Annotated in this window: 18 protein-coding genes; 9 read left to right on the top strand and 9 right to left on the bottom strand. The window is 59.3% G+C overall.

Annotated features, from left to right (window positions below; genetic code table 11):
• Nucleotide 1 precedes the first annotated feature (1 nt).
• Nucleotides 2–748: an acetoacetyl-CoA reductase gene (gene phbB / locus ACYZUA_RS16520; RefSeq protein ID WP_461959707.1), complete on the bottom strand. Its 747-nt coding sequence runs from the start codon at nucleotides 746–748 to the stop codon at nucleotides 2–4.
• A gap of 450 nt (nucleotides 749–1,198) precedes the next feature.
• Here phbB and ACYZUA_RS16525 point away from each other — a divergent pair, with 450 nt between their 5' ends.
• Nucleotides 1,199–2,236, top strand: a complete 1,038-nt coding sequence (locus ACYZUA_RS16525; RefSeq protein WP_461959708.1) for an AraC family transcriptional regulator — start codon at nucleotides 1,199–1,201, stop codon at nucleotides 2,234–2,236.
• Between the two features lie 154 nt (nucleotides 2,237–2,390).
• On the opposite strand, the gene ACYZUA_RS16530 is transcribed toward ACYZUA_RS16525, so the two are convergent.
• The gene (locus ACYZUA_RS16530) at nucleotides 2,391–4,820 is read right to left on the bottom strand and encodes a DUF3141 domain-containing protein (protein WP_461959709.1); all 2,430 of its coding nucleotides are present in this window, start codon (nucleotides 4,818–4,820) and stop codon (nucleotides 2,391–2,393) included.
• Nucleotides 4,821–5,074: 254 nt separating this feature from the next.
• On the opposite strand from ACYZUA_RS16530, the gene phaP reads away from it, so the two are divergent.
• Nucleotides 5,075–5,644 (top strand): TIGR01841 family phasin, encoded by a 570-nt coding sequence (gene phaP / locus ACYZUA_RS16535; RefSeq protein WP_461959710.1) that lies wholly within the window; start codon nucleotides 5,075–5,077, stop codon nucleotides 5,642–5,644.
• Between the two features lie 35 nt (nucleotides 5,645–5,679).
• On the opposite strand, the gene phaR is transcribed toward phaP, so the two are convergent.
• From phaR to ACYZUA_RS16565, 6 genes are all read right to left on the bottom strand, one after another.
• The gene (phaR, locus tag ACYZUA_RS16540; protein WP_461959711.1) at nucleotides 5,680–6,228 is read right to left on the bottom strand and encodes a polyhydroxyalkanoate synthesis repressor PhaR; all 549 of its coding nucleotides are present in this window, start codon (nucleotides 6,226–6,228) and stop codon (nucleotides 5,680–5,682) included.
• Between the two features lie 220 nt (nucleotides 6,229–6,448).
• Entirely contained in the window at nucleotides 6,449–7,717 is a 1,269-nt protein-coding gene (locus ACYZUA_RS16545) for an OprD family porin (protein WP_461959712.1), read from the bottom strand.
• Between the two features lie 128 nt (nucleotides 7,718–7,845).
• Entirely contained in the window at nucleotides 7,846–9,618 is a 1,773-nt protein-coding gene (locus ACYZUA_RS16550; RefSeq protein ID WP_461959713.1) for an acyl-CoA dehydrogenase C-terminal domain-containing protein, read from the bottom strand.
• A gap of 64 nt (nucleotides 9,619–9,682) precedes the next feature.
• Nucleotides 9,683–11,353 carry a cation acetate symporter gene (locus tag ACYZUA_RS16555; protein ID WP_461959714.1) on the bottom strand — a complete coding sequence of 557 codons (1,671 nt, stop codon included), beginning with the start codon at nucleotides 11,351–11,353 and terminating at the stop codon, nucleotides 9,683–9,685.
• A complete protein-coding gene (locus tag ACYZUA_RS16560; protein ID WP_008146418.1) occupies nucleotides 11,353–11,679 on the bottom strand; it encodes a DUF485 domain-containing protein in 327 nt (108 codons plus the stop codon). Before ACYZUA_RS16560 ends, ACYZUA_RS16555 begins: the two co-directional genes overlap by 1 nt.
• 131 nt (nucleotides 11,680–11,810) lie before the next feature.
• Nucleotides 11,811–13,433: an acyl-CoA synthetase gene (locus tag ACYZUA_RS16565; RefSeq protein ID WP_461959715.1), complete on the bottom strand. Its 1,623-nt coding sequence runs from the start codon at nucleotides 13,431–13,433 to the stop codon at nucleotides 11,811–11,813.
• 231 nt (nucleotides 13,434–13,664) lie between these two features.
• Here ACYZUA_RS16565 and ACYZUA_RS16570 point away from each other — a divergent pair, with 231 nt between their 5' ends.
• The 6 genes from ACYZUA_RS16570 to ACYZUA_RS16595 all read left to right on the top strand — a co-directional run bounded on the left by ACYZUA_RS16570 (nucleotide 13,665) and on the right by ACYZUA_RS16595 (nucleotide 20,547).
• Nucleotides 13,665–15,941, top strand: coding sequence for a PAS domain-containing sensor histidine kinase (locus tag ACYZUA_RS16570; RefSeq protein WP_461959716.1), 2,277 nt, complete (start codon nucleotides 13,665–13,667; stop codon nucleotides 15,939–15,941).
• 4 nt (nucleotides 15,942–15,945) lie between these two features.
• Complete coding sequence (locus ACYZUA_RS16575) at nucleotides 15,946–16,581, top strand: response regulator transcription factor (RefSeq protein ID WP_461959717.1); 636 nt, start codon at nucleotides 15,946–15,948, stop codon at nucleotides 16,579–16,581.
• A 304-nt stretch (nucleotides 16,582–16,885) separates the two neighbouring features.
• Nucleotides 16,886–17,986 (top strand): AI-2E family transporter, encoded by a 1,101-nt coding sequence (locus ACYZUA_RS16580; RefSeq protein ID WP_461959718.1) that lies wholly within the window; start codon nucleotides 16,886–16,888, stop codon nucleotides 17,984–17,986.
• A gap of 66 nt (nucleotides 17,987–18,052) precedes the next feature.
• On the top strand, nucleotides 18,053–18,784 hold the full coding sequence (locus ACYZUA_RS16585) for a hypothetical protein (protein ID WP_461959719.1): 732 nt from the start codon (nucleotides 18,053–18,055) through the stop codon (nucleotides 18,782–18,784).
• Nucleotides 18,785–18,797: 13 nt separating this feature from the next.
• Nucleotides 18,798–19,262 carry a MaoC family dehydratase gene (locus ACYZUA_RS16590; RefSeq protein ID WP_461959720.1) on the top strand — a complete coding sequence of 155 codons (465 nt, stop codon included), beginning with the start codon at nucleotides 18,798–18,800 and terminating at the stop codon, nucleotides 19,260–19,262.
• A 100-nt stretch (nucleotides 19,263–19,362) separates the two neighbouring features.
• On the top strand, nucleotides 19,363–20,547 hold the full coding sequence (locus ACYZUA_RS16595) for a patatin-like phospholipase family protein (protein ID WP_461959721.1): 1,185 nt from the start codon (nucleotides 19,363–19,365) through the stop codon (nucleotides 20,545–20,547).
• 271 nt (nucleotides 20,548–20,818) lie between these two features.
• On the opposite strand, the gene ACYZUA_RS16600 is transcribed toward ACYZUA_RS16595, so the two are convergent.
• Entirely contained in the window at nucleotides 20,819–21,466 is a 648-nt protein-coding gene (locus ACYZUA_RS16600; protein WP_461959722.1) for an MliC family protein, read from the bottom strand.
• A 303-nt stretch (nucleotides 21,467–21,769) separates the two neighbouring features.
• Between ACYZUA_RS16600 and nspC the strand changes: the two genes are divergently transcribed.
• Complete coding sequence (gene nspC / locus ACYZUA_RS16605) at nucleotides 21,770–22,867, top strand: carboxynorspermidine decarboxylase (RefSeq protein ID WP_223430983.1); 1,098 nt, start codon at nucleotides 21,770–21,772, stop codon at nucleotides 22,865–22,867.
• Nucleotides 22,868–22,885 lie beyond the last annotated feature (18 nt).

Raw genomic sequence — 22,885 nt, forward strand, 5'->3', positions numbered from 1 at the left:
TCTACTGCATGTTCATGCCGCCGTTGACCGAGAAGTCGGCCCCGGTGCTATAGGCCGATTCATCGGAAGCCAGCCAGGCCACGATGGAGGCGATTTCTTCAGGTTGACCGAGGCGCCCGACCGGTGTGGCCGCGATCATGGTGTCGAGAATGTCCGGGCGGATGGCCGCGGTCATGCTGGTCTGGATGTAGCCTGGGGAAACGGTGTTGACGGTCACGCCCTTGCCGGACACTTCCCGGGCCAGGGCCATGGTGAAACCATGGATGCCGGCCTTGGCCGCGCTGTAGTTGGTCTGGCCGAACTGGCCGCGCTGACCGTTGATCGAGGAGATATTGATGACGCGTCCCCAACCCTTGGCCAGCATCCCTTCAATCACCTGTTTGGTGGTGTTGAACAGGCCGCTCAGGTTGGTGCCGATGACCGCGTTCCAGTCTTCTGGCGTCAGTTTGCGAAAGGACGCATCACGCGTAATCCCGGCGTTGTTGACCAAGACATCGATCGGGCCGAATTGCTCACGTGCCATCTCGAACGCTTTGCGCGTTGACTCCCAATCGGTGATGTCGCCATAGATGCATTCGAATTGATAACCCGCCTCCAGTTGGCTCGCCATCCATTCTTTCTTGCGGGCGGAATCTGAGCTGCAGCCCACGATGACCTTGAATCCTTCCTTGTACAGGCGTTGGCTTATCGCAGTGCCAATCCCACCCATACCACCCGTGACCAACGCAATACGACTAAGCGACTTCATATGCTCTCTTCCTTTTTGTATTTTGCGCTGCAAGATGGGGGATTGTTCGGTATTGGCGGGGCGTGCGGAAGTGTTGAGAGGTGACGGTCTGGTGTCCAACGGTGCCATGCCCGAAGCGAAACGGAACTTTCTATCGTCGCCTCGCCGCTCATCTGTAGCAGCTGCCTTGTGGCGAGGGGATTTATCCCCGTTGGGCTGCGAAGCGGCCCCTGTTTTTCCAGCCACACTGCGTCCAATGGATTACGACGGCTTCGCCGCCGAACGGGGATAAATCCCCTCGCCACAAGGCAGCTACAAAGCGACGACTGGCCTGAAATAGTGGCTAAAAGTGAGGAGTACCTATACTGGGATCAATATTGGTAACGGTACGATCCGTTTAGTCTTTGATTCATCGCAGATCAGTCATGGCTCCGGACAGGATGTTCGGTTCCACAGGTCATTGAGGACGCCATGTATAGAATGAGTTCAGGCTATGCCAGCGTGCTGGTAAATACGCTCTTGGCTCAAGGACTGGATGTCGCCAGTCTGTGTCAGGAGGCTGAACTAGACATGCAGCTCGCGAGCAAACCAGGAGCGTTTTGCGAGCGAAGGGCTATCTATCGACTATGGAATCTGGCCGCTCAGGCCTCGGGAGATCCAGACATCGGCTTGAAGGCTTATGGAAGTTTCCATCCCGGCAGTTTTCAAATCGTCGGCTACACCATGATGTCCAGCCTGAATCTGAAAAAAGCCCTTGAACGACTGGTCCGTTTCAGTCCGTTGATCGGCACCGGATTCAGCCTTTTCTTTACATCGGAACAACAGAATTACCGACTTTCCGGCCTCGATCATCAACAAAAAGGCTCGGTCAAACCTCGCCAATACACCGATGCGGCGCTGGCTTCATTGCTGGGGTTCTGCCGTAAGCTGGCGGGCGGCAACGCACCGCAACCGTTGAGTGTGGGATTCACCTATCCCGAACCTGAAGACACCTCCGAGCATCGACGGCTGTTTGGCTGCGACCTGCATTTCGACGCGCCTTACGACAGCATTTTGTTTGACGGTCAGGAACTGCTGCGTCCGTTGAACATGGCCAATGAAGCGTTGGCGGTGTTGCATGACAGTTTTGCCGAGGCTCAACTGGATCTGCTGTTTGGTTTTTGCATTGTCGGCAGGATTCGCGCGCTGATTACCGAGCGCTTGAGTCAGGGCCAGGGGCAGTGCGACATGGAGTCGATCGCGGCGCAATTGAACATCAGCAAGCGGACGCTGCAGCGCGCGCTGGAAAAGGAAGGGACGCAGTTCAAGGACGTGCAAAACGATGTGCGCCGGCAACTGGCCGATTTCTACCTGCGCCATTCTCACTTCAACATGAAGCATGTCGCGTTTCTCCTTGGTTTTCATGATCACAGCAGTTTCAACAAAGCCTGTAGCCGCTGGTTTGGCATGACACCCGGTCAGTATCGGGCCGATGAATCGTTTGAAATCAAGGAGGCCGCGCCGGTCTGACGCGGTCCTGTGTGGCGAGGGGATTTATCCCCGTTCGGCTGCGAAGCAGTCGTAAAACCATTGTGTGCGGCGTACCTGATACACCGCGGTTTCCGATTTCGGGGCCGCTTCGCAGCCCAACGGGGATAAATCCCCTCGCCACACAGGTTGCTCATCAGGGTGCAGGAGGTTTTTTCACGCCTTTCTTGCCCTTGGCAGGTTTGCTCACTGGACTCGCAACCTTGGCGACGGGGTCTGGGGTTACTGCGGGTATTTTCTGCTTGATGGGCTCAGGGATGACCACCGGGACTTTCTCTTCGATGGCATCGGCTTCGCCGGGTGGTTGCGTCAGGCTGAAACCTGGCAGCGGCACGTCGAGGAGTGTGTGCAGTTCACACCAGAAGAGGTTGTCTGCACCGCTGGTCAGCAGTTCCGGCAGCAAATTGGCGACGGCCGCCAACACTTGCTGGCGCTCTTCGACCTCGGCAAGCATCACGGTCAGGCTGTACAGGCTTTCTTGCGGGTAGGTGGCGACCAGCAGTTTTTGCAGCCGCAGGGTTTCGCGCAGATCAAGCGGCTCGGCACTGTAGTCCTGGAGTAGCACCTGCAGTTGCAGGATCAATTTTTCGACACTTTCCTTGCCCGGCTCGTCGCTGTCGCGGCCCAGCAGGAACAGGATCCGTATCAAGGCTTCCATCAGGCCGCCAAGGGGCAGGGCATCCTGCAGGCGCTCGATCAAAACCTTGTCGTGTTGCTGCGCATATTCCTGCAGATTTCGCCCGGGTGCATTGCCGGTGAGGCTGTTGAGTACGCCATACACGCCGTAGAAACACATTTCCTGAGCCGCATCGCGCAGGTCGCGATAGCCGTTCAAGGCGTCCTGCACCTGATTGGAAAACAGTTCCTGCCAGACCAGCAACGGGTTGTTCTCGCTGGCGGGGTGACGATCCTTGCTCACTTGAGCGGCACTGCCTGCCAGCCACCACAACGCCGGGTTCAAACTGCTCCAGGCCACTTGCTGCTGATGGAAAGGGTGCGCCCGGCGCAGCATTTCGGCGCTCGGTTCGTTGATCAACTGGCGCAACCACGGGCGAACGAATTCGTCATACACATTGTTGTTGATGTCGGACGCGCGCTGGACCAGCGCAAATTCGCGATCGTCATCACGGGGCGGCTGCACCTGGCCATGGATGTCGGCGATACGCCGGCGTTCGAAACGCACGGCATACGGCGTCGCCGAATTCTCCGGCAGGTCTTCGATCAGCATTTCATACAGACCGGCCGAGAGCGCATTGATCGCATCGACCGCACCGAGCAATTCACGGTGCTCGCGCCGCGCCACTTCACCGGACACGAAGATGCCCAGGTGACCGATGCTCGCGTGTCGCAGGTAAACGATGGTGCGTCCGGCATTTTGCAACGCGAGATCGCTGGGATAGACGTCGGTGATCCAGTCCAGTGCCTGCTGCGGGGAGGTGATGTTGTCGCCATACGAGCAGAACACCACCACCGGTACTTCAATCCGCTTGAGATCGAGCCCGCTGCTCTTGCGCCCGAGGCCACCGGACAGTCGATTGCCGATGAACAGGTCGTCGACAATCATCTCGATCTCTTCGCCATTGAGCAGGGTCGGGCTGCCCCACCAGCGTTCGAAATCCAGAAAGCGTGCGGCCTCGCTGTCGACTTCGCTGAACAGATGGTAGTACTTGCCCCACCAGGTATTCGCCGGGTCCAGGTTTTCGAAATTGCTCACCAGCCAGGTGCCGTCGAAACGGTCATTACCGAGGTCACTACCGAGGCGCGCCATCCAGCCACCGCCCAGCAAACCGCCGGTGTAGCGCATCGGATTGCGGCCATTGACGCCGGCCCAGTACGACAACGGCGCACCATTGACGATGATCAGCCCCGGCAATTCCGGCCGAGTGGCCGCCAGGCCCATTAACGCCCAGCCCGCCTGGCAGTTGCCGATCAGCACGGGTCTGGCGCTGCCCGGATGCCGGGCGCTGACGACTTCGATGAACTTCGCTTGGGCTTCTGTGATATCGGCAAGGGTTTGCCCAGGGCGTGGCGAGTGACTAAAGGAAACGAAGTAGGTGGGGTGGCCAGCTCTCAAGCTCTCGCCGATGACCGAATCCTGTTTGAAACCGCCGATCCCCGAGCCGTGACCGCCGCGGGGATCAATGATGATCACCGGCTGTTTTTTGCTATCGATCGGTTGACCCGGGCCGCCGAGGATTTGCAACAACGAATAGTTGACCGGGCGAGGCAGGTCTTCACCGGCGACCAACGTTTGATGATTGAACTTGAGCAGCAGCGGATACCCGGCGCGTTCGTGGGCCAGGGTGTTGTCGCCGCGCTGACGCAAGGTGTCCCAGAACAACACGCTGCGTTGGCCGAGGTCCGTGAAGTATTCCTGCCAGTCAGCAGGCGTTGGCTGGCGGAGTTGCCCAAGGCTTAAAGGCGCGAAGGTTTTTGCCTGGCGCTTTTGCACGGCGTCGAGGACGTTACGGGTATTGAGGCGTTGCAGATGATTCAGGTGTTCGAACAAGCCGGCGGGTTCGGAGAGCTTTTCATCTTGCAGTGCAACACTTGATTCCTGAACCATCGTGATCTCCTGACGCTGTGCATGGGAATCGGCCCATCTGAACCCTTTAATTAAAGAGGGCTGGCCTGGCCGTTCGATGTGCAGGAGTTTACAGCGCATGAGGAGGGCTTTAGCAAAGGTTATTTTGCAGCGCACAAAAATAGGCGTTGCCAAATGGTTTTGTGCACTGCAATATCAAGGCTAACGCGATGACTGCCGGATCGCTATCGCGTCCTCAGGTCCATCAGGGCCTTCTAGTACCAGGAGATTCAAGCATGTCTTTTTTCAATTCGGAAAAACTGCAAACCGCTCAGAAAGCCAACCTCGATCTTTTGCAGCAAATCAGCGGCAAAGTCTTCGCCAGCGTTGAACAGCTCAGCCAGTTGCAGTTCAAGGCACTGCGCGACTCCACCGAAGAGCACTTCGAAGGTGTTCGCAAGCTGCTGGCCGTTCGTGATCCACAAGGTTTCGCCGAGCTGCAGGCTTCTTTCACTCAGCCGAGCGCGCAGACCGAACGTCTGGCCGAGTTCAACCGTCAGGTTCAAGCGCTGATCGTGGGTACTCAGTCGGACATCGCCAAACTGACCTCGAGCCAGGTCGAAGCGGGCACCCAACAGGTGCAAGAGTTCGTTGAAGCCATCAGCAAGAATGCACCGGCCGGCTCCGAGCCTGTTGTGGCCGCGTTCAAGTCGGGCCTGGCGAATGCCGGTACTGTGTTCGAAAGCGCACAGAAAGCCGTAAAACAGGCTGCCGATGTGGCTCAGAGTGGTTTCGACGCCGCGACGGCTGCGGCCACCAAGGCTGCCCCGGAAGCAAGCGCCAAGCCTACCAGCGGTAACAAGTAAGTCACGTCAGGCCAGCGGCACCAATGGCGATGGGTTTATTCCCCATCGCCATTTTTTTTCGGCCCGTTATCGGTGCCGGGTTTACCGCCGAACATGCCAAACAGGTTCTGGGTATTGAGATACAACGCCTTGGACTGGTCGACATATTGGCGCATCAGGTCCTGCATCACCGGGGCTTGTTGATGCATGAAGTCGCTCCAGGCCTCGGACGATTGCGCGCCGGTCTGGGACTGGATGTCGATCACGGTCTGAATGCTCTTGTCCAGATAGCTGCCGAGTACACCCTGATAAGGGCCGTAGAACTGGATAATCCCCATCAGCATTTCGCTGGTGAAGATCGGCTCACCGCCGCTTTCGGCTTCCAGAATCACTTGCAGCAGGATGCTGCGCGTCAGGTCTTCGCCGCTCTTGGCATCGACCACCTGAAAGGCAATTTTGTCGACCACCAACTGGCGTATGTCCGCCAGCGTCAAATGACTGCTGGTGTGGGTGTCATACAGTCGGCGATTGGGGTACTTCTTGATCAGGCGGGGGGTGGTATCAGTCATGCGGGGCGTCTCGTGGCGAGCCTGGTTTGCAGGCATCTTAACCTACTCTCATCCTTGGCGCTTTTGAGGCCGCCTTCGCGAGCAGGCTCGCTCCCACATTAAACTGTGTCAATTTGAACAACCCGGTCAACTGTGGGAGCGAGCCGGCTCCGGGCGGCGATCCGACGAAGAGGCTCGCCATCACTGCGAAAACCCAGAATTAAAAAGAGGACTCCGCCGTCAAGCGAGTCCCCCCCCTTGTGCTGCCAGAACTGACTTACCAGATCGGCAAGGTGTAGCTGACGATCAGGCGGTTTTCATCCAGGTCGCTGCCGAAGTTGGTCGAGCGCACCGTCGCATTGCGCCATTTCACCCCGACATTCTTCAACGGCCCGCTCTGCACGACATAGCCGATGTCGGTATCACGCTCCCATTCCTTGCCTTCCGGGCGGTTGCCGCCTAGATCGATATTGTCGCCGGTGAGGTAGCGGGTCATGAAGGTCAGGCCCGGAACACCGATGGCCGCAAAATTGTAGTCGTAGCGCGCCTGCCAGGACTTTTCGTCCTTGCTGGCGAAGTCGCCGATCTGCACGAAATTCACCAGGAACGCATCGGTGCCATTGACGTAGGCGTAGCCAGTGTCGCCGCTCATGCCTTGATAACCCAGGCCCAACGCATGCCCGCCAAGGTTGTAGGTGAACATCGCGCCGATGGCATTGTTATCGACATTGCTGCCGCCATCGTCCGTGGAGCGGGCGAAGCGCAGATCCGTCTTCAGCGACTGGCCCGTCGTCACCGGCAATACGTAGGTCAGGTTGACCAGGTGCTGGCTGTAGAAGTTGTCGAGATGGCCGTAGCTGTAGCCGGTGGCGAGGTTGCTGGTCCATTTGTAGTTCAGGCTGGCGAAATCGAAGCTGTCGCTATCGAGATGACGTGTGGTGATGCCCTTGGCACCGGTGCGGGTGATGCCCATGTCCTCGTAATCTGAGGAGTCGCGCTGATTGACTTGCGTCAGCCGCCCGGCATCCACCGTCAGGCCTTCGAGTTCCAGCGACGTCAACTGACCGCCCTTGAAGGTTTGTGGCAACAGCCGTGAGTCGTTGGCCAGTACCGTCGGCAGTTTCGGCAACAGAGTGCCGAGTTTCAGCGTGCTTTTCGAGGCACGCACCTTGGCGGTCAGGCCCAGTTCACCGTACTCGTCCTGCGCACCTTTGCTCGTGTCGCGGTGACGTTTGAGCAGGCCGGAGCCTGCGCGATCAGGGCTGGAATCGAGCTTTACGCCGACCAGTCCGATGGCATCGAAACCGACACCGATCAAACCTTCGGTGAATCCCGATTCATAGCGCAGCAGGAAACCCTGGGCCCATTCCTCTTGTTTGGATTGGGCAGCGTTGTCCTGGCGATAGTCACGGTTGAAATAGAAGTTGCGCAGCTCAAGGCTGGCCTTGCTGTCTTTGACAAAGTCAGCAGCGGCGGGGGCCGAGAGGCTGATGACGCTGCCGGCCAGCAACAGTCGGGTAGCGAGGATGCGGGTGTTGCGGTCCATGGTGAAGCCCCTTTGTTTTTATTATGGAAAGACAGGTCCCGCGGCCCTCGCCAGGTGGGCGAGGGCTTATCAATAAAAAACGCGAACGCCAAAAAGAGAGGAGCGTGACGCCGCGTGCGGTTCAATCGTTAGAACTGTTCGGCGCTCAGGCCAAACAACGAAGCACTGCCCGCACGGATGGACTGCTCCAGACTCAAAATGCGCGGCAACAGGCGATGGATATAGAAGTCGGCGGTGGCGATTTTCGCGCCATAAAAGCCTTCGTCTTCGTGCAGCTTTTGCTTGGCAACCTGTGCCATGCGCGCCCAAAGCCAGGCGTAGGCGACGTAACCGAACAGGTGTAAATACTCCACCGACGCAGCGCCGACTTCGTTGCGGTTGGTCGCGGCCTGATCCTGCAGCCAGTCGCTCAGGTCTTCCAGACGCTGCACGGCATCGAACAGTTGAGCGGAGTAGGGCGCGTCAGTCTGATGAGCGAAATGACGGATCTCAGCGGTGAACTGGCGCAGCGCGAAGCCTTTGTCGGCGAGCACTTTGCGTCCGAGCAGGTCCAGGGCTTGAATGCCGTTGGTGCCTTCGTAGATCTGCGCGATGCGCACGTCACGGACTAATTGTTCCTGGCCCCATTCGCGGATGTAGCCATGGCCGCCGAACACTTGCTGGCCGTTGATGCAGCTTTCCAGGCCGGTGTCGGTGAAAAACGCCTTGGCCACCGGAGTGAGCAGCGCGACCAGGGTTTGCGCGCTGTCCCGCTCCTTGGCGTCATCGGAAAACTTCGCCAGATCGAGTTGCTGACCGACATAACTGGCAAACGCGCGGCCACCCTCGGTCATGGCTTTCATGCTCAGCAACATGCGGCGCACGTCGGGGTGAACGATGATCGGGTCAGCCACTTTGTCCGGAGCAATGGCGCCGGTCGGCGCGCGGCTCTGCACACGTTCGCGTGCATAGGCGACGGCGCTCTGATAGGACGCTTCGGCGCAGCCAATGCCTTGAATGCCGATGGACAAGCGCTCGTAGTTCATCATGGTGAACATCGCTGCCAAACCTTTGTTGGCTTCTCCGACCAGCCAACCGCTGGCGCCGTCGAAGTTCATCACGCAGGTGGCCGAGGCCTTGATGCCCATCTTGTGTTCGATCGAACCGCAACTCACGGCGTTGGCATCGCCGAGGGAACCGTCGGCATTGACCAGCACTTTGGGCACGACGAACAGCGAGATGCCTTTTGGTCCCGCCGGTGCGTCCGGCAGTTTGGCCAGCACCAGATGGACAATGTTTTCGGTCAGGTCCTGATCGCCACCGGTGATGAAGATCTTGCTGCCGGTGATGCTGAAGCTGCCATCGGCCCGGGGTTCGGCGCGGGTGCGGATAATTCCCAGATCGGTGCCGGCGTGGGCTTCGGTCAGGCACATGGAACCGGCCCAGCGGCCTTCGTACATCGGCGGCAGGTAGAGGTTTTTCAGGGTGTCGCTGGCGTGGGCATCCAGCGCCAGGCAGGCACCGGAGCTCAACGCCGAATACAGCGCGAAGCTGGAGTTGGCGCCGTAGAGCATTTCTTCGAACTGCACGGCGAGCATCTTCGGCATGCCCATGCCGCCGAAATCGGCGTTACCGGAAAGGCCCACCCAGCCGCCTTCGATGTAGGTGGCATAAGCCTGTTTGAAACCGATTGGCGTGCTGACCTGGCCATCGACCCACTGGGCGCCTTCCTCGTCGCCGCTGCGATTCAATGGCGCAATCAGGTGCGAGGTGACTTTGGCCGCCTCCTCAAGAATGGCATCAGCGGTGGCGGCGTCGACACTGTCGGCCAGGGCCGGCAGGCGCGCCCACAGGGCCGGTGCGTCGAACACTTCATGCAGCACAAAGCGCATGTCGCGCAGCGGGGCGTTGAATTCGGGCATAACGTGAACCTCAAAAGGTTGTGCGATGGGCACGGCGCCGCTTGAGCAGGCCGTGCCCTCTCTATCAATGAGCGGAAGCGCTGGCGGCACCGAGGCCGGTCTGGGCGCGAACGAACTGGTCGGCGTAAGCGTCACGCTCCTTGTCGGCCCGCACGCTGCGGTCGAGTTTCGACACCGCGACGATCACGAAGAACGCCAGCGGCATGGAGAACAGCGCCGGGTGGTCGTACGGGAAGATCGCGTGAGCATGGCCGAGCACGGTGACCCAGACGGCTGGCGAGAGGATCACCAGCACCAGCGCACAGATCAGGCCGGCAAAACCACCGATGATCGCGCCTTTGGTGGTCAGGCCTTTCCAGTACATGGCCATGATCAGCACCGGGAAGTTGGTCGACGCGGCGATGCCGAAGGTCAGGCCTACCAGGAACGCGACGTTCATCTTCTCGAACAGAATGCCCAGCAGAATCGCGATGATGCCAAGGCCCACGGTGGCCATGCGGGTCACGCGCATTTCCTGTTTCTGGCTGGCTTTGCCCTTCTTGAACACCGTGGCGTAGAGGTCATGGGATATCGCCGACGCACCGGCCAGGGCCAGCCCGGAAACCACTGCAAGAATGGTGGCGAAGGCCACGGCCGAGAGGAAACCGAAGAACAGGTTGCCACCGACCGCTTTGGCCAGGTGCATGGCAACCATGTTGCCGCCGCCAATCAAGGCGCCGCCGACTTCACCATTAACGTAGTACTGCGGGTCGGTGCCGATGATCACCATCGCGGCAAAGCCCAGGGTGCAGACAACAAGGAAGAAGAAACCGATGAAACCCGTCGCGTAGAACACCGACTTACGCGCTTCCTTGGCGTTAGGCACGGTGAAGAAGCGCATCAGGATGTGCGGCAGACCGGCAATCCCGAACACCAGGCCCAGCGACATCGAAGCGGTGTTGATCGGGTCGGCGAGCATCGAGCCTGGGCCCATGATGTTCCAGCCGCTGGCGTGGGCTTCGACGGCTTTGCTGGCCAGGGTTTCGTAGCTGAAGCCGAATTGCGACATGGCCATCAACGCCAGGGTCGTGCCGCCGGCAAGCAGCAACACAGCCTTGATGATTTGCACCCAAGTGGTGGCGATCATGCCGCCGAAGATCACATACACCAGCATCAGCGCGCCGACAATCACCACCGCAACCGGGTAGTCGAGGCCGAACAGCAACTTGATCAACTGACCGGCACCGACCATCTGCACGATCAGGTAGCAGCACACCACCGTCAACGAACCAAACGCGGCGAAGATCCGCACTTTGTTCTGGTCCAGTCGATAGGACACGATATCGGCAAAGGTGTAGCGCCCCAGGTTGCGCAGACGCTCGGCCATCAGGAAGGTGATGATCGGCCAGCCGACGAAGAAGCCGATGGTATAGATGAAGCCGTCGTAGCCCTTGGCGAACACCAGGCTGGACAGCCCCAGCAGCGTGGCGGCGGACATGTAGTCGCCGGCAATCGCCAGACCGTTCTGGAACCCGGTGATGCCACCGCCTGCGGTATAGAAATCAGACGTGGATTTGGTTTGCCGCGCCGCCCACCAGGTGATGGCCAGCGTGCCCAGCACGAAGACGAAGAACATGCCGATCGCATGCAGGTTGAGCGGTTGTTTTTCCACCGCACCCAGCGCGGGTGCAGCCAGCACAACGGAGGCCGGCAATAGCCCGGCAGCGGCGAGGAGAAATTTACGGAGCAGGTTCATTACTTGCTCTCCTCGAGAATGGCGGCGCCCAGTGCATCGAAACGCGTGTTGGCGCTGTAGACGTACCAACCGGTCAGTAGCCAGGAAAAAATGATGATCGCCGCGCCAACCGGCATGCCCAGGGTCAACATCCGATGCTCGGCGAGCGGCGCATGCAGCCACTGCGGGGCAAACGCCACCACCAGCATGAACGCGTAGTAAGTGCCCAGCACCGCAGCGCTGAGTGACCAGGCCAGACGCGAACGGCTGCTCACCAATTGAAGGAATTTCGGATTGGACCGAATGCGTTCACAGCGTTGGGTATCGGTTGAATGGATGTCGATCATGGTGGCTCCACCTTGTTGTTGTTATCGGTGCTTTTGGTATTAGGGGCAGGGCAGAGCCGAATCCGGCCTGCACGAGCCCGAGACGGCAGGTAAAAACACCTGCCGTCTGGCGGGTACAACGTTGGTTCGGGTTAGAGTGCCTTGGCCCTGTCGCGCAGAACGTACTTCTGGATCTTGCCGGTTGAGGTCTTCGGCAGCAGGGTGAAAATCACGGTGCGCGGGACTTTGAAGCCGGCCAGGTGTTCGCGGCAGAAACTGATGATGTCGGCCTCGCGAACGTCCTGGTGATCAGCCTTCAATGTGATAAAAGCGCAGGGCGTTTCGCCCCACTTCTCATCGGGACGGGCGACGACGGCCGCTTCCATGACGGCTGGATGGCGATAGAGCACACCTTCCAGTTCGATGGTGGAAATGTTCTCGCCGCCGGAAATGATGATGTCCTTGAGTCGGTCCTTGATCTCGACATAACCGTTCGGATGACACACCGCCAGGTCGCCAGTGTGGAACCAGCCGCCTTCGAACGCTTCGGCCGTGGCGGTCGGGTTCTTCAGGTAGCCCTTCATCACGGTGTTGCCGCGCATGAAGATCTCACCGATGGTCTGACCATCTCGCGGGGTCGGCTCCAGCGTCTTCGAGTCGCCGACCATCACGCCTTCGAGCGTCGGGTAGCGCACGCCCTGACGGGATTTGATTTGCGCCCGTTCGTCCAGCGGCAACTCATCCCATTCGGCATGCCAGGCGCAGAGCGTCACCGGGCCATAGGTTTCGGTCAGGCCATAAACGTGGGTGACCTTGATGCCCATTTCTTCCACGGCCCCGATCACTTTGGCCGGCGGCGCGGCACCGGCGACCATCGCGTTGACCGGGTGATCGATCGCCGCTTTAGCCGATTCCGGCATGTTGACCAAGGCATTGAGCACGATCGGCGCAGCGCACAGATGGGTGACCTGATGCTCGCGGATCAGCGTGAGGATTTTCTGTGGATCGACCCGGCGCAGGAACACATGCACACCGGCCATGGCGGTGATGATCCACGGGTAGCACCAACCGTTGCAATGGAACATCGGCAGGGTCCAGAGGTAGACCGGGTGGTTGCCCATGGCCCAGGTCATCTGGTTGCCCAACGAGTTCAGATAAGCACCGCGATGGTGGTAAACCACGCCTTTGGGGTTGCCGGTGGTGCCTGAGGTGTAATTCAGCGAGATGGCTTGCCATTCGTTTGCCGGCCACTGCCAGGCGAAGGCCGGATCGCCTTCGGCCAGCAGCGCTTCATAGTCCAGATCGCTGACCGCCTGACCTTCGCCGTATTCCGGGTCATTAACGTCGATGACCAGCGGCGGGTGATCGAGCATGCCGATCGCCGCGTGAATCACATCATGGAATTCGCGATCGGTAATCAGCACCTTGGCTTCGCCATGCTGCAGCATGAAGGCGATGGCTTCGGCATCCAGACGCACGTTGAGCGGGTTGAGTACCGCGCCAATCATCGGCACGCCGAAGTGCACTTCAAGCATCTCCGGAATGTTGGGCAGCATCACCGCCACCGTGTCGTTCGTGCCGATGCCGCGACCGGCCAGTGCCGAAGCCAGACGGCGGCAGCGGGTGTAGGTCTGCGCCCAGGTGCGGCGAATAGAACCGTGGATGACGGCGGGGTAGTCCGGATAAACGCTGGCGGTGCGCTCGATGAAGCTGAGCGGAGACAAGGCAATATGATTGACAGCCGCAGGGCCTAGCCCTTGTTCATAGATCGACATGTACGGGTACTCGGTGGCTGATTGTTAGCTCTATAGATGCCCTTGCAACGTCGCCGCTGAGGGCACCTTTTATGTCCGGCTTGCTTTATATAACATTCAGCCATTGATATGGAAGTACAACCTACGTCATATAGGATATGTACTATATTTGATTCTGCCAGGTCTAAATCAATACAGTCACACTGCCAAGGCCGGTATATCCTTGGTTCCCCCAAACGAAGCGGACCTGTGATGACCCTGACTCCCGTTCGATTGCACAGCTGGTTGCGCCTGCAGCGCGAGGGTGTGTCTCTGGCCGCCCGGGCTGATGCGTTGTGCCGTGCGCTGCAGGAGTGTCCCGAGGTGCGCCGGGCGGTTTATCTGAGTTGGCAAGCCAATGCGCGGATTTACAGCCACGAGGGCGCGGCCCAGCATTTTCCACCGGGCCTGGGTGACCCGTCCCTGGCCAGCGATCAGTTGCTGTTTGATCGGCTGGTCGAGGCGGGGCGCCTGGACCTGGCGCAAGTGCGGCAACTCGATTGCTGGTTGTCCGGTCGATTGCGTCGGGCCGCTATCAGCCATGGCCAGGTGTTTGATCTGGCCTTGCAACCGGGGCAGCCGGGGTTGTTGCTGGTGGAAGTGTGCGAGGGCGTGAGTCTTGATTGGCTGGGTTGGGTGCAGGACTTGCTGACGACCTTGCTGAGCAGCGTCAATGGCATGCTGCGCGGCTCGCCGCTGTTGGGGCACGATCCGCAACCGAGTCTGTTGCTCGATGCCCAGGGCCGGCCGCTGGAATTCAATGCCGCGCTGTTGGCACTGCTCGCCGAAAAACCGCTGGCCGATGTGCTGGGTTTTCTGCCGGTCAATCACCGGGTGCTGGTCCGTGCCTGCCTCGACCAGCAACGCGCCATCGACGGGGTCGAAGCCCAATTCGAAGCGCAGATCCTGATCTGGACGTTTATCCCCGATCCGCAGGACAACCGCGTGCTCGCCCGTTGCCGCGATGCCACGGCACAAGTGCTGGCCGAGCGTGAAGCCGCCACGGCACGCAGGCTGTACAGGTTGATCATTGAGAACACCACCGACCTGATTTCCCGACACACTCCGGACGGGCGCTTTCTGGATGCCTCGCCCGCGTCCTGGACATTGCTCGGCTACTGGCCGGAAGAGTTGCGCGGGCAAATGGCCCAGGGTTTGTTCCATGGTCAGGACCTGGCCAGTCTGGTGCAGCGCGCACGGGATGCCTTGGAGCAGGACGGTTATCACACAATGACGTATCGCATTCGTCATCGAGACGGGCATTACCTGTGGTTTGAAACCGCGAGCCGGGCGATTCGTGAAACCTACACCGGGACGGTGGTTGAAGTGGTCAGCGTGTCCCGGGACATTACCGCCCGGGTGCAAGCCGAGGAGAACAAGCGGCGCCTGGCGGAGGTGGTCGAAGCCAACACCGATCCGGTGTTGTTTATCGACCCCGAGGGGCAGGTCACTTACCTCAATCCAGCGGCGCGGCGCATTCTCGGGATCGACGAGCAACAACCGATGCCGGCTCTGGCGCAATTGTTCGCCAGCGCTGACCTGGCACGTCTGCAGCGTGATGGCTGGAGCAGCGCCGAACGCGACGGTGTCTGGAGCACCGATGCGCGATTGCAGCCACCGGGTGGCGGCACTTCAGTGCCGATATCGCTGGTGCTGTTGGCGCACCGTTCGGCCGGCGGCGAGCGCTATTACTCCTTGGTGGCGCGGGACATGACCGAGCGAGAACTGCGTGAGGTGCAACAGCGCCGCCATCAGGACGAACTGGCGCACACCGCGCGGTTGGTCACCCTGGGTGAATTGGCCTCGGGCATCGCTCACGAAATCAACCAGCCGCTGGCGGCGGTGGTCAATTACGCCAATGCCAGCCAGCGCTATTTACAGACGCTGGACTCCAACCCCCAGGCCGCCGTCCGAGTGGCGCAAGGGCTGGAGCGCATCACCCATCACGCCACGCATGCCTCGGAAGTGATCAGACGTTTGCGCGCATTTCTGCGCAAGGGGCAACGCCGTATGCAGGCCTTGAATTTCACCGAGGTCGCCCGCGAGGCCGTGCGTTTGTGTGCCTGGGAAGCGAGCAATTGCCAAGTGACAATCGAGGATCGCCTGCCGGATAATCTGCCGCCGATTTATGCCGACCGGGTGCTGCTGGAGCAGGTGCTGCTCAATCTGTTGCGCAATGCCATCGATGCCAACCGCGAACAACATCCGGGGCAACCTTCGCTGATCGTGATGGCTGCGGGGCAGGGCGGTGGTGCAACCGTGGAAATCAGTGTGCAAGACCAAGGGCCGGGCGTCAGCGAGCCCGAACTGGAGCAGATATTTACCCCGTTTTATACCAGCAAGGCCGATGGCCTCGGGCTTGGCTTGTCCATGAGCCGCAGCATCATCGAAGGTTTCGGTGGCGAACTGCAGGCCCTACGCCAACCAGTCGGGCTGCTGATGTGCTGCCGCTTGCCGCTGGCCGGCTCAACAAAACAACAACAGGAATAACGTAATGGCAGCTGTGACAGAGCACGTGGTGTATGTGGTCGATGACGATCAAGGCATGCTCGACTCAACGGTCTGGTTATTGGAATCGGTAGGGCTCAAGGCTTTGCCGTTTACCAGTGGCGTGGAGTTTCTCAATGCTTGTGATGCCACGCTCGATGCCTGTGTGCTGCTCGATGTTCGCATGCCCGGCATGGGCGGTTTGAACGTGCAGGAAGAAATGCGCACGCGTGAGCTGAACTTGCCAATCATTTTCGTCAGCGGGCATGCGGATGTGCCGATCGTGGTCCGCGCCTTCAAGGCGGGCGCCCATGACTTCATCGAGAAGCCCTATAACGAGCAATTGCTGCTGGACAGCGTGCAACAGGCGCTCAGCAACTGCGCGGCAAACCGCTCGGGCAATCAGGGCCACGAAGCCTTGCAGGCGCGGTTGCTGACACTGACCCCACGGGAGCGCGATGTCTTGCTGCCGCTGGTCCAGGGTTACACCACCCGTGAAATTGCTGAACAACTGGGCGTGAGCGCAAAAACTGTCGACTTGTATCGTTCGCGGGTGATGAAACGCATGCAGGCCAATACCTTGCCGGACCTGGTGGGCATGGCCATCGCCGCTGAACTGGTCGATCCGCTGAAGCTGCGGTGATGTGCGCAAGGGTGGCGCCCCTCACCCTAACCCTCTCCCCAGGGGGCGAGGGGACTGACCGAGTTGTTCTTAGAGTTGCATCGACCTGAAATGTCGAGGTGAACTCAGGATTGAAGAACAACACAGATCGGCTCCCTTTCCCCCTCTCCCCACTGGGGCGGTCCGACGTTTCGGGAGGGCTGGGGTGAGGGGTGGATCCTGAGCCAGACACTTATCCAACACCGCCATCCTCACGTTTTCCATTGAGCGTCTATGCTGGGCTAACCGATCTCAACCCTCTGCAGCGATCTGCAAGGAGGCAGCCATGGTGCCCACATCCAGTTCCGAAAAGGCGTTCACACGCAGTCTGCTCGATGTTTTGATCCGTGCCGGGCTGATTGCCGTACTGGTGCTGTTCTGCTTTGAGATCTTCAGCCCGTTCCGCGACCTCATGCTGTGGTCGCTGATCCTGGCGATCACCCTTTATCCATTGCAAGAGCGGCTCAAGGGGTCGCTGGGTCAGAAAGACGGCCACATTGCGACGCTGATTGTGCTGATTGCTATCGTTGTGCTCATGGTGCCGATCTATCTGTTGGTCACCTCGATTGCCGATTCGGTCGCGCATGCCATGACCACCGTCAAGGACGGCAACTTCCATATTCCGCCCCCGGCTGACTCAGTCGCTGACTGGCCGTTAGTGGGCAAATCGGTCTCTGCTTTATGGCTGCAGGCCTCAACCGATCTTCCCGACCTGGCAGAGAAGTACCTGCCGCAGATTAAACATTACAGCGTGAGCTTCCTGGGCAAACTCGCCGGCGTCGGCATGGGCTTCCTCACCTTTATCTTTGCATTGATCATCGCCGGCATTTTCATGGCCTATGGCGAAAGCGGCAGCCGCAGTGCGGTACAGATCGCTTCACGCGTAAGCGATCCGGGCAAGGGGCCGAAAATCGCCGAACTGTGTACCGCAACGATCCGTGCGGTCGCGCTGGGGGTGGTCGGCATCGCCTTCATCCAGATGCTCCTGGTGGGCATCGGATTTGTGCTCATGGGCGTCCCCGGTGCCGGGCTGCTGGCCTTGGCGGTGCTGCTGCTCGGCATCATGCAATTGCCGGCAACCCTGATTACGCTGCCCGTGATTGCCTTTGTGTTCGCCACCGAGGGGGCCAGCACGTGGACCATCATCTTCGCCATCTATGTGTTCGTTGCCGGCCTGGTCGATAACGTACTCAAGCCATTGCTGCTGGGGCGCGGTGTCGATGTGCCGATGCCGGTGGTGCTGATCGGTGCCTTGGGTGGCATGGTCACCAGCGGCATCCTCGGTCTGTTCATCGGTCCGGTGGTGCTTGCGGTCGGCTATCAGTTGTTCTGGCAATGGGTGGAGGATCAGCCGCAGAACAGACCGGACGTCCCGCCGACGTTATGACTGCCCGGGCTTGCGCTAGCATGAAAGAAGTTCAGGCCATTCGCCCTGACGAGCAGGGCTGCCACCATGACGACTCAGAGTCATCAACTGCTGGACCAGGTGCTGATCGCCCATGGTGGTCTGGAACGCTGGAACCACTTCAGTAAAGTTCGCGCCACGCTCGTGACCGGCGGCTCGCTATGGGGCCTGAAAGGGCTGACGCAGGACAGCGCCCCCCGCCAGATGACCGTTTGGCTGCACGAACAGCGCGCTTCGGTGACGCCATTTGGTGGGCTTGATCAACGGACGGCCTACACCCCGGACCGCATCGCCATCGAAACCACCGAGGGCAAAGTGATTGCCGAGCGATCAGCGCCCCGGGAATCCTTTCGCGGTCACGGGGAAACAACCCCTTGGGATCCACTTCAGCGAGCGTACTTCAACGGTTACGCGCTCTGGTCCTACCTGACCATGCCTTTCCTGTTCACCTTGCCGGGTGTCCTGACCGAGGAAGTCGAGCCCTGGCAAGAGGGAACACAGCGCTGGCGACGGTTACGGGTGACCTTTCCCGAAAACATCGCCACCCACTGCGCGGTGCAGGATTTCTACTTCGGCGAGGACTTCCTGCTTCGTCGACACGACTACACCGTGGACGTAAGTGGCGGCTTGCCTGCCGCGCAGTATGTTCATGACTACGTTGAAGCAGACGGGCTGCGTATGCCCGGCAAACGGCGAGCCTATCGGCGCGGAGAAGACGGGCAGCCAGACAAGGATGCCTTGATGGTGGCCATCGACCTCAGCGACATCAGTTACGCCTGACGAGGGTTGAATCATGACCATCCACTCCTGGGAAAAACTCTACCTCGATGACCTGAGCCTGGGTCAGCAGTTCGAAAGCGACAGCCTGCGTGTCCATCGAGCGTCGATGCTGGCCTTTGCTCAGGAGTTCGACCCGCAACCGTTTCACCTCGATCCTGAAGCCGCCGAACTGAGCCTGTTCCGAGGTCTGGCAGCCAGTGGCTGGAACACTGCAGCCCTGACCATGAAGCTGCTGGTGGAAAGTGTGCCATTGGCAGACGGGATCATCGGCCTGGGCATCGAGTTGAGCTGGCCGACGCCGACCTATCCGGACGATCTGTTGCGTCTGCAATGCACCGTGCAGGCCATCGATCCATCCAGCACCAAACCAGACCGGGGTGTGGTGACCCTGTTCATGGAAACACTCAATCAAAACGACAAGGTCGTGCAGCGATCCACCGGCAAACTGCTGGTCTTCAGAAGACCGGCGCCTGATTGAGAGCGTAGTCTTGGGTGTGTGGAGCGTGCGTGATCGGCAAGGCGTCTTGCCGTTACATTGAGCGCGTTCTTTGTCGATTGCAGGGGCCGGAGGCGGCGTTGTGAAAACATTCCTGCTCAGACCTAGCGCCTCAACGCTGAACATGTTGCGTCAAGCGTGCCTGCAACGCCGAGATGCGGTGCCGCCAACGTTAACCGAAAAAGCGCTCATCCCTGGCATTCCAGATGCCCGTTACTGGCTGGACCAGGATCTGACGCCGTTCATTCGGGATGTGAGTCAGGCCAACGTTCGAGAGGCCGCGGCGCTCGCCAGCGCAGGGATGCCCAATGACACTCTGCCGCTGGCAAGCATGTTGGCCGTTTCGGGGGGCGGCGACGCCGGCACATTCGCGGGGGGCATTATTGCAGGATGGACACTGCATGGCTCTCGGCCGGTGTTCAAAGTGGTCACCGGCATTAGCGCTGGCGCCCTGGTCGCCCCATTCGCCTACCTGGGGCCCCAGTACGACGGTGTCATTCTGGGTATCTGCAATGCAGTCGGTCCAAAAGACATTTTCCATGCGCGCAATGTGCTGACCCGTCTTGCCAGCGACGGTATCGCGCACAGCAAGCCACTATCGCGGCTGATTGCACAGCACATCACTGCCGAGGCTCTTGCGGCGATCGCGTCGGAATACGCCAAAGGACGACTGCTGATGATCGGCACCACCGACCTTGATTCTGGACGCCCGGTCACCTGGAACATGGGTGCTATTGCCTCCAGCCAGGCACCGGGCGCGCTCGACCTGTTTCGCAACATCATGATCGCGTCGATGAGTATTCCCGGCGCCGTTTCACCGGTCATGATCGATGTGGAGGTTGACGGCCAACAGTTTCAGGAAATGCACGTGGACGGAGGCGTCCTGACTCAGGTGTTCCTTTACCCACCCGGCACTGTGATGGCGCTGAACCGCGTGACCGGGGCGCGCTTGCGTGATGAACGGCATTTCTATGTGATTCGTAACGGCAAACTGGAGTTGCAGTGGTCCGGAACCAAACGTCGAACCTTGAGTATCGGCGGTCGCGCCATCAGCGCATTGATCCAGACTCAGGGGATCAGCGATCTGGACCGCATTTACCGAATTGCGCAGCAGGATGGCGCGGACTTCAATCTGGCGTACATCGGCTCCGATTTTGATACTTTTCGCAATCATAGATTTGATGGCGAGTACATGAAGCGCTTGTTCGATTACGCCTTTCAACTCAGCGCGAAAGGGTATCCGTGGCATAAATCGCCGAGTACGTGAGGGAGGGCCGGCGCTCTGCCTAATGCCGATCAGTCAAGCCGTAACGCGATCTGTAGCTGCGTTGTGGCGAGGGGATTTATCCCCGTTCGGCTGCGAAGCAGTCGTGAATTCAGACAACGCGGTGCATCAGATAGATCGTGCGTTCAGGTTTTACGACTGCTTCGCAGCCCAACGGGGATAAATCCCCTCGCCACAACGCAGCTGCTACAAAAGTGTCGCGGCTGAAATATCGGAATAGCGGCGCTTGAACTTCCGGACTTGCGCCAAAAAATCAGCTGACCGGCTCGGCCGTACAACTCATCGCCCCTGAACCCGGCTTCTGGAAAATCACCCCGGCGCCGTCTTGCCAGAAGCGGTAGTTCCCCAGGGAGTCCTTGCCAGTGTATTGGGTTCCCGAATCACTCGGCACCTGGCTCAGGGTGATGGAGGTGTTCGCCCATTTCAGGAACACGACACCTGGCTGCGTATTAAAGTAGGTGGCGGCAATCAGCGCGTTAAACCCCATACAACGAAAAGCCAATGGCCCTTCGGTGAGCCTGTCTGGATCCTTGGTTCTCACAATGGCCGAGCCTTGGCGTAGCTGGTAAGCGCGCTCGGCATAGCTTCGGATCGTACACACCTTGGGCTCAGGCGTGGACCCACACTGATTACGGGCGTCGATCCAGAACTGCTGGTCGATCACGATTTTGTCTGGCCGAGGTACTGAACGTTGATCCGTGAGCGCAAGGCGATAAAGACGCGTCAGTTCGATATCCATCTGCGCCAGTTGCGAATCGCGACAGATAAGCTTTTCGACGGATGTCCTTGCCGTGGGGCAGTCGAAGCTGGTCTTGAACGACGCAGCATTTGCGCAGGTGCTCGTCGCCGCGCAAACGCTGGCAGCGAGCAGACAGGTGAAAAGGGCCGTGACCGTTTTCATGTTGGCTTCACCCAGATCATGACGTGATCCCCGGATTGTCATGGAACCTATCGATCTGTTGGACATTGATTCGTTCGCATTGGGTGTATCGCAGTGTAAGTCAGTGCTCAAAACTTGCCACACCGCCGGGCGCAGAAACGCCTGCCTTGTAGTAGCTGGCGAAGTCTGCGTCCGATTGACGGGGTCTGGGACTAAAATTGAGTCACGTTTCGCGTGCAGAGAGCTTCCTGCTCTTTCGATATGTAGCGAGTGAAGGCACAATGCGCATCCTTTTTTGGCTGGCCTTGCCGGAGGCGCCTCGAAATGATCAAAACGCCGTACTACCTCATCGATAAACAAAAGCTGCTGGCGAACATGCAGAAGATCGCCTATGTACGCGAACAATCCGGGGCCAAGGCGCTCCTGGCACTCAAGTGCTTCGCCACCTGGTCGGTATTCGACCTGATGCAGCAATACATGGACGGCACCACGTCGTCGTCGCTCTACGAGCTCAAGCTCGGTCGACAGAAGTTCGCGGGCGAGACCCATGCCTACAGCGTGGCCTGGGCCGACGACGAGATCGAGGAGATGCTCGACAACTGCGACAAGATCATCTTCAACTCCATCGGTCAGTTGCAACGCTACACTGAAGCTTCAGCAGGCAAGGTGCGCGGTCTGCGGGTCAATCCGCAGGTGAGCAGCTCGGATTATCTGCTGGCCGACCCTGCGCGGCCATTCAGCCGTCTGGGCGAGTGGGACCCGGTGAAGATCGAGCAGGTCATCGAGCAGATCTCTGGCTTCATGTTTCACAACAACTGCGAAAACGGTGATTTCGGCCTGTTCGACCAGATGCTGTGCACCATCGAAGAACGCTTCGGCGACTTGCTGCACAAGGTCGAGTGGGTCAGCCTCGGTGGCGGTATCCATTTCACGGGTGAAGGCTACGCAATCGACGAGTTCTGCGCGCGCCTCAAGGCCTTTTCGCAAAAATACGGTGTGCAGGTCTACCTGGAGCCGGGCGAAGCAGCCATCACGCAGAGCGCGTCGCTGGAAGTCACCGTGCTCGACACCCTCTACAACGGCAAGCACCTGGCGGTTGTGGACAGCTCCATCGAAGCGCATATGCTCGATCTGCTGATCTATCGCCTGAATGCCAAGCTGGCGCCTAGCGATGGCGAGCACACGTATATGGTGTGCGGCAAATCCTGCCTGGCCGGAGACATTTTCGGTGAGTATCAATTTGATCGTCCGCTGGCTATCGGGGATCGGCTGTCGTTCATCGATGCAGCGGGTTACACCATGGTCAAGAAGAACTGGTTCAACGGCCTGAAAATGCCGTCCATCGTAGTGAAACAACTCGACGGTACAGTCGAGGTGGTTCGTGAGTTTGGTTATAACGACTACATGTCCAGCCTTTCGTAAGCTGGCAAGAGAAGGAGA

The sequence above is a fragment of the Pseudomonas sp. LS2P72 genome (assembly GCF_054897865.1).

What these genes read in the sequence shown, in the direction of transcription:
- phbB (WP_461959707.1), bottom strand. Translation starts at nt 748, where the DNA reads ATGAAGTCGCTTAGTCGTATTGCGTTGGTCACGGGTGGTATGGGTGGG.
- ACYZUA_RS16525 (WP_461959708.1), top strand. Translation starts at nt 1,199, where the DNA reads ATGTATAGAATGAGTTCAGGCTATGCCAGCGTGCTGGTAAATACGCTC.
- ACYZUA_RS16530 (WP_461959709.1), bottom strand. Translation starts at nt 4,820, where the DNA reads ATGGTTCAGGAATCAAGTGTTGCACTGCAAGATGAAAAGCTCTCCGAA.
- phaP (WP_461959710.1), top strand. Translation starts at nt 5,075, where the DNA reads ATGTCTTTTTTCAATTCGGAAAAACTGCAAACCGCTCAGAAAGCCAAC.
- phaR (WP_461959711.1), bottom strand. Translation starts at nt 6,228, where the DNA reads ATGCCTGCAAACCAGGCTCGCCACGAGACGCCCCGCATGACTGATACC.
- ACYZUA_RS16545 (WP_461959712.1), bottom strand. Translation starts at nt 7,717, where the DNA reads ATGGACCGCAACACCCGCATCCTCGCTACCCGACTGTTGCTGGCCGGC.
- ACYZUA_RS16550 (WP_461959713.1), bottom strand. Translation starts at nt 9,618, where the DNA reads ATGCCCGAATTCAACGCCCCGCTGCGCGACATGCGCTTTGTGCTGCAT.
- ACYZUA_RS16555 (WP_461959714.1), bottom strand. Translation starts at nt 11,353, where the DNA reads ATGAACCTGCTCCGTAAATTTCTCCTCGCCGCTGCCGGGCTATTGCCG.
- ACYZUA_RS16560 (WP_008146418.1), bottom strand. Translation starts at nt 11,679, where the DNA reads ATGATCGACATCCATTCAACCGATACCCAACGCTGTGAACGCATTCGG.
- ACYZUA_RS16565 (WP_461959715.1), bottom strand. Translation starts at nt 13,433, where the DNA reads ATGTCGATCTATGAACAAGGGCTAGGCCCTGCGGCTGTCAATCATATT.
- ACYZUA_RS16570 (WP_461959716.1), top strand. Translation starts at nt 13,665, where the DNA reads ATGACCCTGACTCCCGTTCGATTGCACAGCTGGTTGCGCCTGCAGCGC.
- ACYZUA_RS16575 (WP_461959717.1), top strand. Translation starts at nt 15,946, where the DNA reads ATGGCAGCTGTGACAGAGCACGTGGTGTATGTGGTCGATGACGATCAA.
- ACYZUA_RS16580 (WP_461959718.1), top strand. Translation starts at nt 16,886, where the DNA reads ATGGTGCCCACATCCAGTTCCGAAAAGGCGTTCACACGCAGTCTGCTC.
- ACYZUA_RS16585 (WP_461959719.1), top strand. Translation starts at nt 18,053, where the DNA reads ATGACGACTCAGAGTCATCAACTGCTGGACCAGGTGCTGATCGCCCAT.
- ACYZUA_RS16590 (WP_461959720.1), top strand. Translation starts at nt 18,798, where the DNA reads ATGACCATCCACTCCTGGGAAAAACTCTACCTCGATGACCTGAGCCTG.
- ACYZUA_RS16600 (WP_461959722.1), bottom strand. Translation starts at nt 21,466, where the DNA reads ATGAAAACGGTCACGGCCCTTTTCACCTGTCTGCTCGCTGCCAGCGTT.
- nspC (WP_223430983.1), top strand. Translation starts at nt 21,770, where the DNA reads ATGATCAAAACGCCGTACTACCTCATCGATAAACAAAAGCTGCTGGCG.